Annotated in this window: 12 protein-coding genes, 1 tRNA gene, 1 other RNA gene and 1 pseudogene; 1 reads left to right on the top strand and 14 read right to left on the bottom strand. The window is 65.9% G+C overall.

From position 1 onward, the window contains the following. Positions 1–260: 260 nt before the first annotated feature. Entirely contained in the window at positions 261–1,151 is an 891-nt protein-coding gene (locus GDJ97_RS02435; RefSeq protein ID WP_152069629.1) for an ROK family protein, read from the top strand. A 175-nt stretch (positions 1,152–1,326) separates the two neighbouring features. Here GDJ97_RS02435 and GDJ97_RS02440 read toward each other — a convergent pair whose 3' ends face one another. The 14 genes and pseudogenes from GDJ97_RS02440 to GDJ97_RS02500 all read right to left on the bottom strand — a co-directional run bounded on the left by GDJ97_RS02440 (position 1,327) and on the right by GDJ97_RS02500 (position 16,583). After that, positions 1,327–2,865 (bottom strand): sulfite exporter TauE/SafE family protein, encoded by a 1,539-nt coding sequence (locus GDJ97_RS02440; protein WP_152069630.1) that lies wholly within the window; start codon positions 2,863–2,865, stop codon positions 1,327–1,329. Positions 2,866–2,871: 6 nt separating this feature from the next. After that, entirely contained in the window at positions 2,872–3,378 is a 507-nt protein-coding gene (locus GDJ97_RS02445) for a DUF2318 domain-containing protein (RefSeq protein ID WP_193221276.1), read from the bottom strand. 188 nt (positions 3,379–3,566) lie between these two features. After that, the gene (bilS, locus tag GDJ97_RS02450; RefSeq protein WP_152069632.1) at positions 3,567–4,076 is read right to left on the bottom strand and encodes a flavodoxin family protein BilS; all 510 of its coding nucleotides are present in this window, start codon (positions 4,074–4,076) and stop codon (positions 3,567–3,569) included. Positions 4,077–4,174: 98 nt separating this feature from the next. Beyond that, entirely contained in the window at positions 4,175–6,034 is a 1,860-nt protein-coding gene (locus tag GDJ97_RS02455; RefSeq protein ID WP_152069633.1) for an ABC transporter ATP-binding protein, read from the bottom strand. Beyond that, a complete protein-coding gene (locus GDJ97_RS02460; RefSeq protein ID WP_152069634.1) occupies positions 6,034–7,830 on the bottom strand; it encodes an ABC transporter ATP-binding protein in 1,797 nt (598 codons plus the stop codon). The genes GDJ97_RS02455 and GDJ97_RS02460 overlap by 1 nt, the downstream gene beginning before the upstream one ends. Before the next feature lie 174 nt (positions 7,831–8,004). Next, an RNA gene (ffs, locus tag GDJ97_RS02465) (signal recognition particle sRNA small type) lies at positions 8,005–8,098 on the bottom strand. 108 nt (positions 8,099–8,206) lie between these two features. Further along, positions 8,207–9,952: a tRNA adenosine(34) deaminase TadA gene (tadA, locus tag GDJ97_RS02470; protein ID WP_226808751.1), complete on the bottom strand. Its 1,746-nt coding sequence runs from the start codon at positions 9,950–9,952 to the stop codon at positions 8,207–8,209. Between the two features lie 80 nt (positions 9,953–10,032). After that, positions 10,033–10,122 (bottom strand) — tRNA-Ser (locus GDJ97_RS02475). A 103-nt stretch (positions 10,123–10,225) separates the two neighbouring features. Beyond that, positions 10,226–12,172 (bottom strand): acyltransferase family protein, encoded by a 1,947-nt coding sequence (locus GDJ97_RS02480; RefSeq protein ID WP_193221277.1) that lies wholly within the window; start codon positions 12,170–12,172, stop codon positions 10,226–10,228. Positions 12,173–12,291: 119 nt separating this feature from the next. Further along, positions 12,292–12,843 (bottom strand): LemA family protein, encoded by a 552-nt coding sequence (locus GDJ97_RS02485; protein WP_152069637.1) that lies wholly within the window; start codon positions 12,841–12,843, stop codon positions 12,292–12,294. Positions 12,844–12,959: 116 nt separating this feature from the next. Then, complete coding sequence (locus GDJ97_RS09505) at positions 12,960–13,109, bottom strand: hypothetical protein (RefSeq protein WP_226808753.1); 150 nt, start codon at positions 13,107–13,109, stop codon at positions 12,960–12,962. A gap of 21 nt (positions 13,110–13,130) precedes the next feature. Further along, positions 13,131–13,247, bottom strand: a pseudogene (locus GDJ97_RS09810) (hypothetical protein); the annotation flags it as partial. Positions 13,248–13,454: 207 nt separating this feature from the next. Then, a complete protein-coding gene (locus tag GDJ97_RS02495; protein WP_152069638.1) occupies positions 13,455–14,696 on the bottom strand; it encodes an Nramp family divalent metal transporter in 1,242 nt (413 codons plus the stop codon). A gap of 12 nt (positions 14,697–14,708) precedes the next feature. Continuing rightward, positions 14,709–16,583 carry a magnesium transporter gene (locus GDJ97_RS02500; protein ID WP_152069639.1) on the bottom strand — a complete coding sequence of 625 codons (1,875 nt, stop codon included), beginning with the start codon at positions 16,581–16,583 and terminating at the stop codon, positions 14,709–14,711. Positions 16,584–16,746 lie beyond the last annotated feature (163 nt).

Raw genomic sequence — 16,746 nt, forward strand, 5'->3', positions numbered from 1 at the left:
CTGCGCGCCCGACAACCTGGTCGAGCCACGGGGCCGGTGCGGGAGCGACACGGGAGAGACCACGCGACATCTCCCAACTGTTTCATTCTGTTCTATACTATGAAACGATGTGTAAGGCTACCGGGTTCGATGGCACGTCACCCGCGCGCCCGACGATTTCCACCAGGTACTGGAAAGAGCAGACGGGTGCCCGGCGGCGCAACCGTATTACAGTGTGGCCATCAAGCATACGCGCAGCGTATCAGTCGAAGGGAGCAACGATGGATCGTCAACTGCTGGGGGCACTCGAGGCCGGCGGCACCAAGATGGTGTGCGCCACGGGCTACGCGGACGGCACCGTCCTCGAGAGCGAGGAGATCCCCACCACCGCGCCCGAGGAGACCATGCGGGCCGTGGTCGCCTGGTACCGGGGCAAGGGCATCGCCGCGCTGGGCGTCGGCGCCTTCGGCCCCACCGCCGTGGACCCCGCCTCCCCGCGCTACGGACATATCCTCGAGACCCCCAAGACCGCGTGGCGCCACTTCGATCTGCTCGGCAGCCTGGCCGGCCCGCTCGGCGTCCCCTGCGGCTACGACACCGACGTCAACGCCGCCTGCCTGGGCGAGGCCACCTTCGGCTGCGCCAGGGGCCTGTCCGACGTGGTCTACCTCACGATCGGCACCGGCGTGGGAGCGGGCGTGATCGTCGGCGGCAAGCTGCTGCACGGCATGCTGCACCCCGAGGCGGGCCACATCCTGGTCACGCGCGACCCGCGCGACACCATCGGCGAGCACAGCGGCTGCCCCTACCACGACAACTGCCTGGAGGGCCTCATCGCCGGCCCGGGCGTCAAGAAGCGCTGGGGCGGCAGGCGCGCGAGCGAGCTGGCCGGGGACCCGGAGGCCATGGACCTGCTCGCCGGCTACCTGGCCCAGGCCCTCGTGACCTACACGCTCTGCTACTCGCCCGAGAAGATCATCCTGGGCGGCGGCGTGTCCGACCACACGCCCATCGTGCCGCTGGCGCGCGAGAAGTGCGCCGAGCTGCTGAACGGCTACATCGCCACGCCCGAGGTCGAGGACATCGACACCTACATCGTCAACAACAGCCTAGACGGCAAGCAGGGCGTCATGGGCTGCCTGGAGCTCGCCCGCCGCGCGCTGGAGGCGTAGCCAGCAAGGTCACCAGAGGTGACCAGGTGCCGGGTTCAATCACACGTCCGTCGCAAGCGTGACGAGCCTGACGTTCGCCCGGCAGTGGAAAAACGAGTACCCGGGCCCGTCGAGCGCCTCCATGACGCGGCGGACGCCGTACGTGCAGAGCGCCCGCATGCCATCGCGCGGGCGGCTAGTTGGCGACGATCTGGCCGTGAAGCATGCCCATCCAGCAGCTGAAATTGTAGGTTCCCGCCTTCTGCGGCGTGAACTGGATGACGTTGTCGCCCTCCACGAGCTTGACCTGCTGGTCGAAGCCCGGCAGCACGACCTCCCCGTTGCAGCCGTTGAGCGTTCCCGCGGCCGCGTGGATGGTCCAGCGCACGGGCACGCCGGCGCGCACCTGGATGCTGTCGTAGCCGTCCGCGCGCAGCTCGGTGGTAACGGTCTGCACGTCGCCGTCCTGTTGGGCCCGCACGAACCCGCCCGCCGCGCGGCTCGCGGAGGCACCGGGCAGCTGCACGCCCACGAGCGCCAACCCGCTCTGCAGCATGAACAGGCCGAAGATGAGCATCATCACCGAGGCCACGCGCAGCATGGCGCGGCGCCAGGTGCGGTGCATGGTGCCCGCGAACACGCCGAAGGCCAGCACGAGCGGGATGGTACCGGCGCAGAAGCTCGCCATGGAGAGCGCACCGGCCGCGAAGCTGCCGCTCGCGATGGCATAGGCCTGCATGGCCTGGAGCGGTCCACAGGGCATGAAGCCGTTGACCAGGCCAAGCGCGAAGGGTCCGCGGCGGGCGATGGACGCGGCGGCGCACGCGACCGGGCGCGGGAGGTGCGGGGTGAGGCGTGCGAGCGGCGCGAGGATACCCGTCATGCCCAGCCCGGCGAGGACCATGACCGACCCGGCCAGGAGCCCGATGATCGAGCGCACGCCGAGCGAGATGGACACCACCTGGCCCGCGGCGCCTAGCACGCCGCCGATGCACGTGTAGCTGACCAGGCGACCGGCGTTGTAGCGCAGGCTCGGGCCCAGGGCGAGCGAGGCGCGGCCGCGGCCCGCCCGGGGGTGCTCGCCGGATGCGGCGGCGGTGTCAGCGGCAACGCCGGCGTTGGCGGACGCCGGCGCGATCGCGACGCTCTGCGCCAGGTTGATGCCGCCGCACATGGCGATGCAGTGCACCGAGGTCAACAGGCCGATGCCGAAGAGCGCCGCCGAGCCCAGGCCCGCGCCGTTGATGGTCGGGATGCTCTGGAAGAAGCGGTTGATGCCCAGGTTCTGTGCGATGAGGAAGATGCCCGCCGCGATGATGACCAGGTAGACGGCATCCATGGTGCCCGGGCGCCGGATGGGGACGGCAGGAGTGCTCACGGCGGCCGCGCCGTGGAAATCCTGGCCCGCGGCCGCACATGCACACGTGCCTTTGCCCGCAGCCGCGGCTTCCGCGCCCCGAACCGCACCTGCCGGGCGCGCGTCCGAACCCGTCAGCTCGACCCCGCGTGCGATGTACCCGCTCGCGTCCACCGCTGCGGACAGCTGCTCCGCCGTGCACGGGGCCTCGAACTCCACCCGTGCCATGCCGTCGGGCGCGCTTGCCGAAACCGAGCGCACACCGGGCACTGCCGTGAGCGCGCGCTCCGCCGCTTGCTCGCAACCCGAGCAGCTCATGCCCTCTACGTAGACCGTCGCCCGCTGCATCCGGCCCGCTCCCCTACCGGATTCCGCCATGGGGCGCTACGCCTTCTTCCAGTTGGTGAAGGAGCTCGCGTACTGGTCCAGGAAGGAAGCCGGCACCACGATGGTGTTGTCCTTGATGGTGTAGTCCGCGTTGGTGACGGGGATGGGGTCGCAGCCCTGTGCGGCGTCGCCCACCTGCGTGGAAGCGAAGCTGTTGCCGCAGTTCTGACACACGAAGTTGTCGCCGTTCTGCACGAAGTACGCCTTGGGCGAGCCCTGGCACACCTGGCAGGTGTTGAGCGCCACACGCGCCGTGCCGTCGGACGCCTTAACGGCGAAGAGCTGGACCTTGGTGCCGTTGGCGTCGTAGTCGTAGTAGCTCGCATCGCTGGAGATGTCGGAGGCCTTGATGACGACGTCCTGGCCCTGGGCGAACTGCTCGGCCTTAGGATCGGCGGCGCCCGCCACGCCGTTACCCTCCAGGATCTTGGGCAGCGCGAAGGTCAGCACGGCGACCACCAGCACCGTCGCGGTCACGATCGGCAAGACGATGTTCCTCTTCATAAGAAATGGTCCTCCCCACATCTCATTTCTTGGACGCGGACGATACTACACCCCGGGGAGGTCTCTGTCAGGTTCCGAAGCCGTCACTTGCCCATCTTCAGACAAACTTAATAGGTTATTAGTAGGAACAAATCGGCAGCGCCGTGATCGAACGAACCGGACACGTTCTTTCGATCATGCTGGTTGAATTACCGCCCCAGCGCTTGCTTCGCTGCGGCTACCACGTGTGCCACGTCGGCCTCCGTTGGATGACCGGCCGCGGCGTCGTACGTCGCCAGCATCATCTTGGCGCGTTTGTCCTCCGGGTCCTTGGCGAGCGCCGCCTCCCAACGCCCACGGGAGGCCGGGGCAATCTGGCCCTGGCACATGGCCGTACCCAGCAGCTCAGCGTCATCGGGTAGGTGCTTCTCCACGGCGCCGAGCACGCGGTCGAAGTACTCCGCCGAGCCACCGAAGCCCGCCGTCCCGAACAGGAACACCTGCTTGCCGGAAAGCCCCGCCAGCACCCTCGCCGCGGCCGGCGAGCAGTCGCCCTTGTCGCACCAAAAGCCCGCCAGCACGGTGCCGGCAGCGTCGATGGCGGCGTCCACCTGCGAATCGTCCGCAGTCACGACCTCGCTACCCAGCTCCCGCGCCAGCGCATCGGCCAGCTTCCGCGTGTTGCCCGTCTTGCTCTCGACCACGATTGCGTACGTCATGATGATCCCTTCCTACACAAACGAACCAGGTTCGTTCTTTCACGTATAGTACCCCGCCCGTCACGGTGAACGATGGAAGGGGACATTCCTTCCATCGTTCAACACGCGGCGGGGCTAGCGAATTGGCTGTTGTAGAGCTCCGCGTAGAAGCCGCCCGCTGCGAGCAACTGCTCGTGCGTGCCGCGCTCGACAATGCGCCCGTCGCGCATGACCAGGATGCAGTCGGCGTGCACAATGGTGCTCAGCCGATGCGCAACCACAAAGCTCGTGCGCCCGCGCATCAGCTCGTCAAAGGCCGCCTGCACCTGCAGCTCCGTGCGGGTATCGATGCTCGAGGTCGCTTCGTCCAGCAGCAGGATGGCCGGATCGGTAAGCATGACGCGCGCGATGCAGAGCAACTGGCGCTGGCCCTGGCTGAACGAGCCTCCATCCTCCGCGATCACCGTGTCGTACCCCTGTGGCAGCGTGTCGATGAACCCGTCGGCATGCGCCCGTCGCGCAGCATCGACGATCTGCTCGCGCGTGGCATCGGAGCGACCGTAGGCGATGTTCTCGGCAATCGTGCCCTCGAAGAGCCAGCTATCCTGCAGCACCATGCCAAAGCTGTGGCGCAGGCTGGCACGCGTGAGCTCGCGGATATCGGTCCCGTCCAGCTCCACCGCGCCGGCGTCCACATCGTAGAAGCGCAGCAACAGATTGATGAGCGTGGTCTTGCCGCAGCCGGTTGGGCCCACCAGGGCGAACCGCCGGCCCGGCGCCGCATCCACGCAGATGTCCTGCAGGAGTTTCCGATCCGGCACGTAGGAGAAGTCCACGTGCTCCAGCGCCACGGCACCCTGCGGAGCCGCCAGCACCAGGGCGTCCGGCGCATCCGGCTCCTCTTCCTCCGCATCCAGCAGCGCGAAGACGCGCCGCGCGCTCGCATATGCGGTCTGAATCTGCGTGATCACACTCGTGACCTCGTTGAACGGCTTGGTGTACTGGTTCGCGTACGAGAGAAACACCTGCACGCCGCCCACGGTGAGCGGTGCCGGCCAGCCCGTGATCACGCACGCACAGCCGATTACGCCGACGACCGCGTAGATGACGTTGTTGATGAAGCGCGTACCCGGATTGGAGAGCGAACTCAGGAACTGCGCGCGCTCACCGGCCGTGTAGAGCTCGCCGTTGATGGCATCGAAGCCCTCCTGCGCGCGCGGGCCAAAGGCAAAGGCCGAGACCAGCCGCTGGTTGCCCACGTACTCCTCGATATGCCCCGTCAGCTGCCCCAGAATACGCTGCTGCGCGGAGAAACTCTTGTTGGACACCTTGGCGATGACACCGGCGCCAAAAATGGAGAGCGGGGTCACGAGCACCACCACGATGGCCATGGGCACCGAGATGGTCAGCATGAAGACAAGTGTCCCCACAATGGTGAAGACGCCGGTGAAGAGCTGAGTGAATCCCTGAAGCAGGCCGTCCCCCACCAGGTCCACGTCGTTCACCACGCGCGAGATGAGATCGCCGTGCGGGTGCGCGTCGATGAACGAGATGGGCATGCGGCTGATCTTATCGCTCGCCTGAACGCGCAGGTCGCGCACCGTCTCGTACGACAGGCGATTGATGCAGTATCCCTGCAGCCACTGGGTGACCGATGCCCCGATCACCACCAAGCCGAGGCGCAGGACCAAGGGAGTCAGCGCGGCAAAGTCCACCCGCCCGGCGCCGACGATGAGGTCGATGCCCTGGCCAATGAGGATGGGCACGTACAACTGCAGCGTCACGGAGACCGCGGCGGCCACGAACGAGAGCGCGAACGAACCGGCATGCGGGCGCACGTAGGAAAGCAGGCGCCGCGTGACCTCGCCCGCGGACATGGCCGGGACGCTGCGATCGCCGTCGTTCAACTCGGAGCCGCCGCCCGTCACGCTGGCGGTGACCGTCGAAATCGACCCGACTGCGGAATACGAATTCGGCATCAGTTCTCGCCCCCTTCATCCGCATCCGGACGCGCGCGCCGGGCATCTTCCTCCAAAGCGGGGTGACCGGCACGATCATCAACCCCCTGAGAGGCGCAGATCTCCTGGTACACGGTGCAAGCGCGCAACAACTCGTCGTGCGTGCCCAGGCCCACGGCCTTGCCGCGGCGCATGACGAGGATCTGGTCCGCGCTGCGCACGGAGCTCACGCGCTGCGACACGACGATGCGCGTCACGCTCATGCCGGCAAGTGCGCGCCGCAGCGCGGCGTCCGTCTTGAGGTCGAGCGCGGAGGCGGAGTCGTCAAGGATCACAATGCGCGGCGAGCCCACGAGCGCGCGGGCGATGGTCAGGCGCTGGCGCTGGCCGCCGGAGAAGTTCTTGCCGCCCGCCTCGACCGGGGCGTCCAGGCCCTGCGGCAGACGCCGCACGAACTCGCTGGCCTGCGCGGTGTCGAGCGCAGCCCAAAGCTCCTGGTCGTCCGCGTCGGCATTGCGCCAGCGCAGGTTCTCGCGGATGCTGCCGGAGACGAGCGAGGCCTGCTGGGGCACGAGCCCCACCGCATGGCGCAGGTCATCGAGCGCCCACGCACGCACGTTCCGGCCGAGCACCTCAACGGAGCCCGATGTGGTGTCGTACAGGCGCGGCACCAAACTCACCAGCGTGGACTTACCAGAACCGGTACCGCCGATGACGCCGAGCGTACCGCCGACCGGTAGCTCGAGCGAGATGTCGTCCACCGCGTTTGCCGCGCATGGACCAAACGAGAAGCAGGCATGGTCAAAGCGCAGGGCGGACGTCTCGCGGTTCGCAGCCTGCGGAGACGGAGCCGCCGCGTCATCCTCGATGCTAGGCTCCGCATGCAGCACCTCGTTGATGCGCGCCGCGCTCGCGCTCGCCTTGGTGAACACCACCACCAGGTTGGCCACGTAGACAATGGAGAGCAGCGTCTGGGTCATGTAGTTGACGAACGCCATGACCTCGCCCTGGGTCAGCTCGCCAACGTTCACCTCAACGCCGCCTTGCCACAGAATGGCGCAGATGGCGAGGTTCATCACCAGGAACGTCACCGGGTTCAGCGTAGAGGAGAGCCGGCCCACGGCGATGGCGATATCCGCCTGCTCCGCCGCCGCCCGGTGGAACCGCTCGCGCTCATGGTCCTCGCGCACGAAGGCGCGAATCACGCGAACGCCGGAGAGCCCCTCACGCTGGATAAGGCCGATGGTATCCAACTTGGCCTGCAGGTTCTTGAAGTACGGGATGCAGCGCGCCATGACCAGCCAGAACACGATGCCGATGAGCGGCGTGGACACTAAGACGGCCATGCCAAGGCGCACGTCGATGAGCAGGGCGGCGACCACGGACCCCACCGCCAGGAACGGCCAGCGGATCAGCTGGCGCACGCCGAGCGCCACGGCGAGCTGCACCTGATTGACGTCGTTGGTGATGCGCGTGATCAACGAGGGCGTACCAAAGCGGTCCAGCTCGGCATAGGCGAACTGGTTGACCCGCGCGTACAGATCGTGACGGATATCCGTGCCCATGCCCTGCGAGGCAAGCGCGGCCATCTTCTGGCATACCAGCGTGAAGCAGAGTCCCACAACCGCCATGACCAGCAAGAGCACGCCGTACTTGAGCACGATTCCCAGGTTGTGCGAGCCGACGCCTTCGTCGATCATGCGCGCGATGACCATGGGCGTCAGCAAATCGAAGAACACCTCGAGCAGTTTGCACGCCGGTCCGATTACGAAATACCAGCGGTACCTTCCCGCAAATCGTCTCAACAGCTCGATCATGCGACCCAATCTTTCGCGCACACCCGGCGGCAAAGGGCCTCGCCCATGAAGCCGCCCGCAATTCCATGCATCATGATAGGTCCGCCATGGTGCAGAAATGTCAATAAACGGTAAATGTCCCGATAGGCAAAAACGGAGAACGAGAACCGTCTCGCTTATGAAAAAACGCCGTGCGCTCGATGGGAACGGATGCCCGACAGAGGCTCCTTATGGCTGCTTCCTTCCGGACCTGACCAGATTCGGAACATGTCGTCATCCGAACCCATCGAACGCACGTGGCGCTTCCATCGATGATACCTGCTTGTGCGCGCGCTGTCGAGGGGCAGCGACCTGGCGCGCGGCAGGCGAATCGAGCAAGACGCCGGTGCCGCGGCGACTACCGTCCCCGCAGGCGATACGCCCGCACCGCAGCCTCCCCGGCGCAAGCCAAGTTGACGCGCGCCTCCGCCGCCTCAAGCGCTTGCGCGCGGTCCATGGGCTCGCGTGTAACGGGAAGCACCAGGTCAATCCCCTGCTTGTACACAACGCTCAGGTCCTCGGCACGTCCGCCCACCAGGGCGATGACGGGCTTCTGCGACCGCTTGGCTCGAGCCGCCACGACAACGGGCGCCTTGCCCTCGGCAGTCTGAGCATCGATGTGCCCCTCGCCGGTGATGACCAGGTCTGCCTGTACCACCGCGTCGTCGAAGCCCACCAGGTCGAGCACCGTATCCGCTCCCGAGACCAGCGTGCCGCCGAGGGCGAGCAGCGCGGCACCCAGGCCACCAGCCGCTCCCGCTCCGGGCACGCCGGCAAGCGAGCGAAAGCGGCGCGACGCGTCCCCGGCGCGACGCGAGCGCTCGAATGCCCGGGAGAGCAGCTGCGCGTACGCAACCATCGTGCCGTGGTGCGCGGCGGGGTCCGCAAGACCCTTCTGCGGACCGAACACGGCTAGCGCCCCACGCGCGCCCAGCAGCGGCGCGCGAACATCGGTCAAGCCGATGAGCTCAACGCCGTCGAGCAGGTGCGCGGCGGGACCCAGGTCGATGGAATCAAGCTGCGCCAAGCCATCCAACCCAGGAGGAATCGGTACCCCCGCCGCATCGAGCAAGCGCGCGCCCAGGGCCTGTAGGAACCCGGCGCCGCCGTCGTTCGCGCACACCCCGCCCAGTCCAAGGTAGATGCGCTCGGCGCCGCCTGCGATCGCAGCCCGCACCACGTCTCCCACCCCGGCCGTGGAGGCACGACACGCTGCCTCATCCGTGCAGGGACTGAGTGAAATACCCGCCGCGCTCGCCGATTCGATGAGCGCCTCCGTGCCGAAGCGCGCATATGCCGCCGAGCGCTCCCCGCCCAGGGGGCCGCGGGCCGTGACGTGACGCAGCTCGCCCGGTCGCGCCGCCAAGACGGCCTCGACGGTGCCCTCGCCCCCGTCCGCCACGGGCAGGCAGACGACCCGCGCTTCCGGCTCGGCGCGGCGCACGCCTTCCGTAACCCAAGCTTCTACCTGGGACGACGAGGCGCAGCATTTGAAGGAATCCATGGCGATCGCCACGCGGAGCGGTGGAGCGGCCGCAGTGGGCAGCGACTCCGCGACAACCGGATCAGGCGCCTCGTCCCGCGCCAGCTCGTGCGCATGGTCGCCGGCAAGCAATGCCGCCACGCCCCCTCGCCGCTCGGCAAAGAACGCGCGCAGCACCGCGGAGCACTCGTCTGCCAGCACGCCCGCCGTAACCGGAAAGGCGTGGTTCAGCCGTGAGTCGTCCTGCAGGCGCAGCACCGAGCCCAGTGCTCCCGCCTTGGCATCCGCCGCGCCGAAGACGCACCGACCCACCCGTGCGTTCACCATAAGACCCGCGCACATGGGGCACGGTTCGAGCGTCACGTACACCGTGCAGTCGGAGAGGCGCCACCGGCCCAGTTCATGCGCTGCGGCCACCAGGGCAGAGAATTCGGCGTGCGCCGACGGGTCACCGTCCAGCTCGCGCCGATTGCACGCGCGAGCGATCACCCGACCTGCGCGCACCACGACGGCGCCGACGGGCACCTCGCCCAGCGATGCCGCCCGCCTCGCCTCGGACAGTGCCTCGCGCATGAACCGCGCGTCGGCTTCGCGAATATCCTGCTGTTTATCCTGCTGCACCGGGCCCCTTTCTCGCATGCTTGCATGGGACCACGAGCAAACGCCAACGCGAGGCGCACGCCCCGCCCTCGGCAAGAACATGGCGGAGAGACGGGGATTCGAACCCCGGAGACGCTCGCGCGCCTAACGGTTTTCAAGACCGCCGCATTCAACCGCTCTGCCATCTCTCCGTATCCAGCAATGATAGCATCTCAGCGCCCGGACGCAGGGTGCGGGCGAGCGTCGGCAAACGGCGCATCCCCAAGCAGCAGGCGGCCACCCACTCAGCTCGCCCTACTTTGCCGCTGCCGTGTTGACACCCTTCGCGAGCCGGTCCGCCACGCCCTGTGGCATCTTATGGGCAAAATCCTGCATGAGGCCCGGCACCGGGTCGTTGCCGCCATCGCCGATATGCACCGGCAGCACATCCGAGATCGCCTGGTGAACGAGGTCGATGTACTGCTTCGCGCCGGCTTCGGTCACATGGGTGCCATCCCCGTCGAAGACGTCGGGATGCTCGCCGCTGTAGCCGTACCAATCGGCCACGCGCACGTTCTTGTACCGCTGGGCGGCAGACTGCAAGACCTCGTTGGTGGAGGAAACCCAGTCGCGCGGGCTCCGCGTGGTCACAAAGACCAGCCGACGGCCCTCGCCCACCATCCGCACAACCTGGTCTATCTGATCGTTCGAGACGGGACCGTTCGTACCCAGGGCGAACACGACGATACCGCCCACATTGCCCTGGTCGAGGTACTGCTGGAGCAGGGAGATACCGTCCGAGAACTGACGGTTGACCGCCGCGTCGATATGCCCGTGCGGGAAGCTCTGCTGAAAGCTGGAGATGGTGCGCACGGACACCGAGTCGCCGATCATGAGCACGTCGTAGGCGCCCTCCGCATAGCCCGCAGTGGTTGCAGACGAGCCCTCGCCATTTGGCTGCTCGCCTTCCAGCAGCCGAGCTCCGGCTTCGCTGAGCGCCGAGGCGGGCGGAACCGCCACTACGCAGATGACCGCAGCCAACACGACCGCCGCGTAGGCGGCCACCGGCGCAAGCGTCCGCACGCGGTGCACCGGGGCAGGCTTCGAGGCCACCTCATCCCCATCGGATGCCTCGTCCTCAGACGCACCTCCGCGCACCAATGCCACGAGCTGCCGGGCCAGACGCCCCAGCGCGCCATGGCGGCATGGCTCCTCCAGATAGCGATACGATGCCTCGGCAACCAGCAGCACGAGCGCCAGCTGCAACACCGTCAGCCACCAAGGCCTCGGTCCGATCACGCTCATGGGATTCATAAGCAGCAGCAACGGATAGTGCCAGAGGTACACGCCGTAGGAACGCTTTCCCAACCACACGAACGGCGGCAGCGCGAGCACCCGAGCGACAGCACCGCCCCTATGCGCGCTCGCGGCCACGAGCATCATCGTGAACACCGTGCAGAGCACCATGCCGCCACGGTACTGGAAGGCGGTGTACCCGTTGGACAGGGCGAACATCAGGAGCAGCCCCACCAAGCCAACGACTCCCAGCGCCTCGACCACCATGCCGTCCCGGCCGCGCGCGAGCTCGAAGCGCCGCATCGGAAGCAGCGCCAGCCACACGCCCGCCAGCAGCGAGAACGCACGGGTATCCGTGCCGTAGTAGATGCGACTCGGATCGCCGCCGGGGTTGTAGAGCACCGTCATGGCGAGCGCCGACACCACGGCCAGCGCCGCTACGATGCGGCGCACCATCGTGCGCTTCACGCCCGCGCGATACATCAGGAACAGCGCAAACGGCCAGATCAGATAGAACTGCTCCTCGATTGCCAGGGACCAGAAATGCGTGAGGGGCGATGGGTCGCCCAGGGCGTTGAAGTACGAAACCTGGTTGAAGATCTGCCACCAGTTATTGACGAACAGCAGCGACGGCAGGATATCCGGACGCATCTTGGTGAGCATCACGCGGTTGAGAAGCGCGCAGAGCACCACCGTCACCGGGATCAACAGGCAGATAGCCGGCAAGAGACGGCGGACGCGCCGCAGGTAGAAGCCCTTGAAGTCGATGGTCTTGGTGGTGCCAACCTCATGGATGAGCGAGCGCGTGATGATATAGCCCGAGATGACGAAGAACATCGTCACGCCGAGCAGGCCTCCCTGCATGAACGGCACATGGATATGGTACAGCACCACCGCAGCGACCGCGATGGCGCGCACGCCATCAAGACCGGGTATATAGCGCATCTTTCGCGCGGTATTCGTCATGCTCTCTTCCCAAGACAAAGCCAAACCAAGCGGATTGTAGCCCATCGCACGGACAAAAGCGCCCCTGTCTTCATATCGAAGGCAGGGGCACGGACAGGCGCAGCTATAAGGACGGCGGATTAGAACTTGACCTGGGGAGCCTGGCGCGACGCCTCGGCAGCCTCAAAGCCCTGACGCTCCCGGAACTGGAAGATGCCGGCGAAGATGTTGCCCGGGAAGGTCTGGATGGCGTTGTTGTAGTTCAGCACGCAGTCGTTGTAACTCTGGCGCGCGTAGCTCACCTTGTTCTCGGTGTCCTCAAGCGTGTCCTGGAGCTGCGTGAAGTTGGCGTTCGCCTTGAGGTCGGGATAGGCCTCGGCCACGGCGAAGAGCTGGCGAAGCGCACCGGTCAGCACGTTGTCCGCAGCCATCTTCGCGTCGGGCGTCTGGGCGGAGAGGGCAGCGTTGCGCGCGTTCACGACGGCCTCGAGCGTGCCCTTCTCGTGCGTGGCGTAGCCCTTGACGGTCTCAACCAGGTTGGGAATGAGGTCGTTTCGGCGCTGGAGCTGCGTGTCGATGTTCTGCCACGCGTTGTCGATGCGGTTGCGAAGCGTGACCATGTTGTTGTAAATACCCGCGACGATGCAGGCAAGCACCACGACCACCACGATGATGATAACGATGACGACCATCTGGAAGTCCAATCTCTTGAAGGTACCCCCAGTATACCTCCGGAACGAAAGCGGGCGACCAGAGGCCGCCCGCCGAATGCGAATTTGAGGTTGACCGGCCAGATTCACAACCGGCCTCACCAGAAAGCGTTAGTCCTCGATCGCCCCGTCATATAGACGAACTGCACGCGGTCGATGCCATTGGTCGTGCTCTCCGTCACAAAGTCCGTGGGCGTGAACGCGGGATTCAGGTACCCCTCGAGCTTGTCCTTGATGGTGTCGATCACCTTGGTATCCAGGCCGGAGGTGGCGTCGGCCAGCTCCGCCGCGCCGTCCGCCAGCTGATGGCTACCGGAAACCAGCTCGTCAAAGCGGCTGTTCAGCGTGTTGACGCCGCCCGTATAGGTCTTGATACCGCTCTGCAGGCTGGCGGTACCGGCCTGCTGGGCCTCGACTGCCGCCCCCTTTCGCGTCGATTATATTCCCCATTTGTAGTTAATAACACAGTTGAGTTTTTTTCGTCATATATAGATTTACGTGGCTGCCATAAAAAAGCGCGCCACCGGAATCCCGATGGCACACAAGCAGACGATGTCATTGATGCGGCCGAAGGAGCCGGCTCGTCCTCGCGTTTAATACCCCATGGCCTGCAGCGCGAACATCACCACGGTCAGCACCGTGATGAGCACGATCGTCGCCCAGGTGAGCACGGTCCAGATCCGGCCGTTGCGATACTCGCCCATGATGTGCTTGTCCGCGGCGATGAACACCTGGAACACGAGCACCACGGGCAGCAGCACGCCGTTGATGACCTGCGAGGTCATCATGATCTGGAACAGGTCAACGCCCGGCATGAGCACCATGAGGGCGGACGCGCCGATGATGGCCGTGATGATGCCGCGGTAGAGCGGAGCCTCGTCCCAGCTGCGGTCGGCACCGCGCTCCCAGCCAAAGGCCTCGCAGATCGCACTCGACGTCACACCCGGCAGCACGCAAGCGGCCAGAAAGCTCGCCGCCACCAAGCCCGCGGCAAAGAGCACCGTGGAGAACTCGCCCGCGATGGGCTCAAGCGCCTTGGCAGCGTCGGCGGCGTCGGCGATTTGCACACCCGCGGGAAAGAGCACCGTGCCGGTCGTGATGATGATGAACCAGGCAATCAGATCCGCCGCGATCGAGCCGCTCACCGTGTCGATTCGGGCAAGCACGATGTCGTCTTCATCCGAGTTCTTGTCGACCACGTTGTTCTGCGCCAGGAAGACCATCCACGGCGCGATGGTGGTACCGATGGTCGCCACCACGAGCGACACGTAGCCGGGATCGGCCTCGAACTCCGGGATGACGGTCACGCGCGCCACCTCGCCCCAGTCGGGGCCGGCCATGAAGGCTGCGACCACATACGTCACGAAGACGCAGCTCACGGCAAGCAGCACCTTCTCGATACGCTGGAAGCTCCCGCCCATGGTGAGCATCCAGATGAGCAGGGCCACGAGCGGCACCGAGACGCTCGCGGGGATGCCGAAGAGCGCCAGCCCGCTCGCGATACCGGCGAACTCGGAGATGGTCACCGCGGTGTTGGCCACCAGCAACGCCGCCATGGCGAGCACGCTGCGACGCACGCCGAATTTCTCGCGAATGAGCGAGGCCAGGCCCTTACCGGTGACGCAGCCGCAGCGCGCCGCCGTCTCCTGCACCACGATGAGCAGCAGCGTCATAACCGGTAGCATCCAGAGCATGCCGTAACCGTAGCTCGCGCCCGCGCTGGAATACGTGGCGATGCCGCCGGCGTCGTTGCCTGAAAGCGCGGCGAGGAGTCCCGGGCCCATGGCCCCGAGCACCGCACCGACGGTAAGCTTTCGCTTGGTGTTCTTCGTCATGATGCCACCGCCCTACAGCAGCGGAAGGGTTCCGAGCACCGAGAACGCCACGGCCGAGAGCACCACGGCGACGAACGTCAGAGCCGTGCCCGACGTGGGTAGATCGTGCTCGTCGCGCCAATTCAAAACCCGCAGGTACACCGCGGAAGTTGCGTAGGTCGCCACGATGACCCCGCTCGCCGCGAGGAAGCAGTTGTGGAAGGCCTTGGCCGCCCACGGCTCGGCCTCGGCAAAGAGGTTGCCGCCCACGAGCTCGCCGCAGAGCATCACCACGCCGCCCAGCACCACGCCGATGAGCGTGGTCTTGGCAAAGAAGGCCAGGTAGGGATGCTGCTCATCCTCGTGGTCGTCCTGCTCCAAGAAGCTGCGCTTCACGAACGACGTCATGCGCATGGCCGCGAGCAGCACGATCGGCATGATCGCGACGGGCATGAGCGAGCGAAGCGCCCATGAGGTGATATAGTCGGCCACTCCTATTGCAGCGTTCACACTGTCGGCCTTGGGGACCACGAGCGCCGCGATCGCGCAGGCCGCGATCGCCCACACCAGGATCCAATACTGGCGCTGCGCGAACCACATGAGCGCATGCGTGCTCTCGCCCGTGGTGTTCTCGCCTGCGGAGACGCCGGCGATCTGCAGGTCCTCGGCGTGCTCCTCGGTCATGACGTCCATGGCGTCATCTACGGTGACGATGCCCAGGATATGCTTGGTCTCGTCGCACACGGGGATAGCGGCCAGGTTGTACTTGGCCATCTCCTCGGCCACTTCCTCCTGGTCCAGATCGGGGGCGACCCACACCACGTCCTTGTAGGCCAGATCGCGCAGGCGATCGGTCTTCTCGGCCACGATGATGGAGCGCAGCGACAGCACGCCCGTGAGGGCACCGGCCGGATCGAGCGTGTAGACGTAGTAGACGCTCTCGAAGTCCTCGTCCAGCTTGCGGATGGCTTCCACCGCATCGGCCACGGTATCGGTTGCCGGCAGGGCAACGAACTCCGAGGTCATGATACGACCGGCGGTGTCTTCCTCGTAGCCCAGCAGGTTTCGAATCGCACGCTCGTCCGCCACGCCCATCAGGCGCAGGAGCTTCTCGGCCTTCTCGCTGCCGAGCTCGTCGATGATCTCAGCGGCGTCGTCCGGGTCCATGAGGGCAAGCATCGAGGATGCGTCGCGATCGGACATGCCCTCGAGCATCTCGGAACGCAGGTCCTCGTCATCGAACTCCGAGATGGCCTCGGCGGCCTGCGCGGTATCGAGCTGCGCGAACACCTGACTGCGGAGGCGTGGGTCCAGTTTCTCGATGATGTCGGCGATGTCCGCCGGGTGCAGTTCGTCGAGCGTCTTGTGCGAGACGGAGAGCTTGATCTGCTTGGTGCTGCGCTCCAGCAGGTCCATGTAGCTCCACGCGATGATATCCTCGGGGAGCGGTTTGCCGATTGCCTTCGCCATGCGGGCCACCGCGTGCTCCAGCGAGGGATGAATGGCCCGCAGCAGGCCGCGTGCACCCACCTCGGCGCCCAGCATGCGTAGCTGGTTCTCCACGCTGCTCGAGAACTTGATGTCGTTAACGCGCACGACCTTCAGGCCCTGCGTGTCGACGATCTGCTTGTTCATGATGTCGCGCGAAAGCAGCACCTCGTCGGGCTGCAGATAGGAGAAGCGAATGTCCGTTGCGGGACACTTGAGGTAGACACCGTCGTCGTCAAAGCGCTCCACATACTTGCGCCAGCTGATCATGAAAGGCGTCTTGCCCGGCCCCTGGAAGGCCAGCGACGTGACGTGCGGGAAAATCTCACCCGTCGCAATGCCGAGGTCGTTGACCACGCCGATTTTTTCACCCGTCGAGTCGACAACGGGTAGTCGAAGCATTTCGGAAAAGTAGTTCATGGTGCTCCTTCGCGGTTCTTACAGTTCGAAGGCGTGCGCGCAACCCCGGCGCGCGCCGCGAAGGCACCCGCTCGGGCTAGCGACTATGAGGTCGAGGTTTTGACTTCACCTGAAACCCTTCTCTTTGCCCTGCGTCTCTCCCTAACATGGCAGGCCAGATGAC

Origin of the sequence: Collinsella sp. AK_207A (assembly GCF_902501965.1) — a bacterium.
GTDB lineage: Bacteria > Actinomycetota > Coriobacteriia > Coriobacteriales > Coriobacteriaceae > Collinsella.

Coding starts and splice junctions, on each gene's coding strand:
- GDJ97_RS02440 (WP_152069630.1), bottom strand. CDS start 2,865: ATGGCGGAATCCGGTAGGGGAGCGGGCCGGATGCAGCGGGCGACGGTC.
- GDJ97_RS02445 (WP_193221276.1), bottom strand. CDS start 3,378: ATGAAGAGGAACATCGTCTTGCCGATCGTGACCGCGACGGTGCTGGTG.
- GDJ97_RS02495 (WP_152069638.1), bottom strand. CDS start 14,696: ATGACGAAGAACACCAAGCGAAAGCTTACCGTCGGTGCGGTGCTCGGG.
- GDJ97_RS02485 (WP_152069637.1), bottom strand. CDS start 12,843: ATGGTCGTCATCGTTATCATCATCGTGGTGGTCGTGGTGCTTGCCTGC.
- GDJ97_RS02460 (WP_152069634.1), bottom strand. CDS start 7,830: ATGATCGAGCTGTTGAGACGATTTGCGGGAAGGTACCGCTGGTATTTC.
- bilS (WP_152069632.1), bottom strand. CDS start 4,076: ATGACGTACGCAATCGTGGTCGAGAGCAAGACGGGCAACACGCGGAAG.
- GDJ97_RS02500 (WP_152069639.1), bottom strand. CDS start 16,583: ATGAACTACTTTTCCGAAATGCTTCGACTACCCGTTGTCGACTCGACG.
- GDJ97_RS02435 (WP_152069629.1), top strand. CDS start 261: ATGGATCGTCAACTGCTGGGGGCACTCGAGGCCGGCGGCACCAAGATG.
- GDJ97_RS02480 (WP_193221277.1), bottom strand. CDS start 12,172: ATGACGAATACCGCGCGAAAGATGCGCTATATACCCGGTCTTGATGGC.
- GDJ97_RS02455 (WP_152069633.1), bottom strand. CDS start 6,034: ATGCCGAATTCGTATTCCGCAGTCGGGTCGATTTCGACGGTCACCGCC.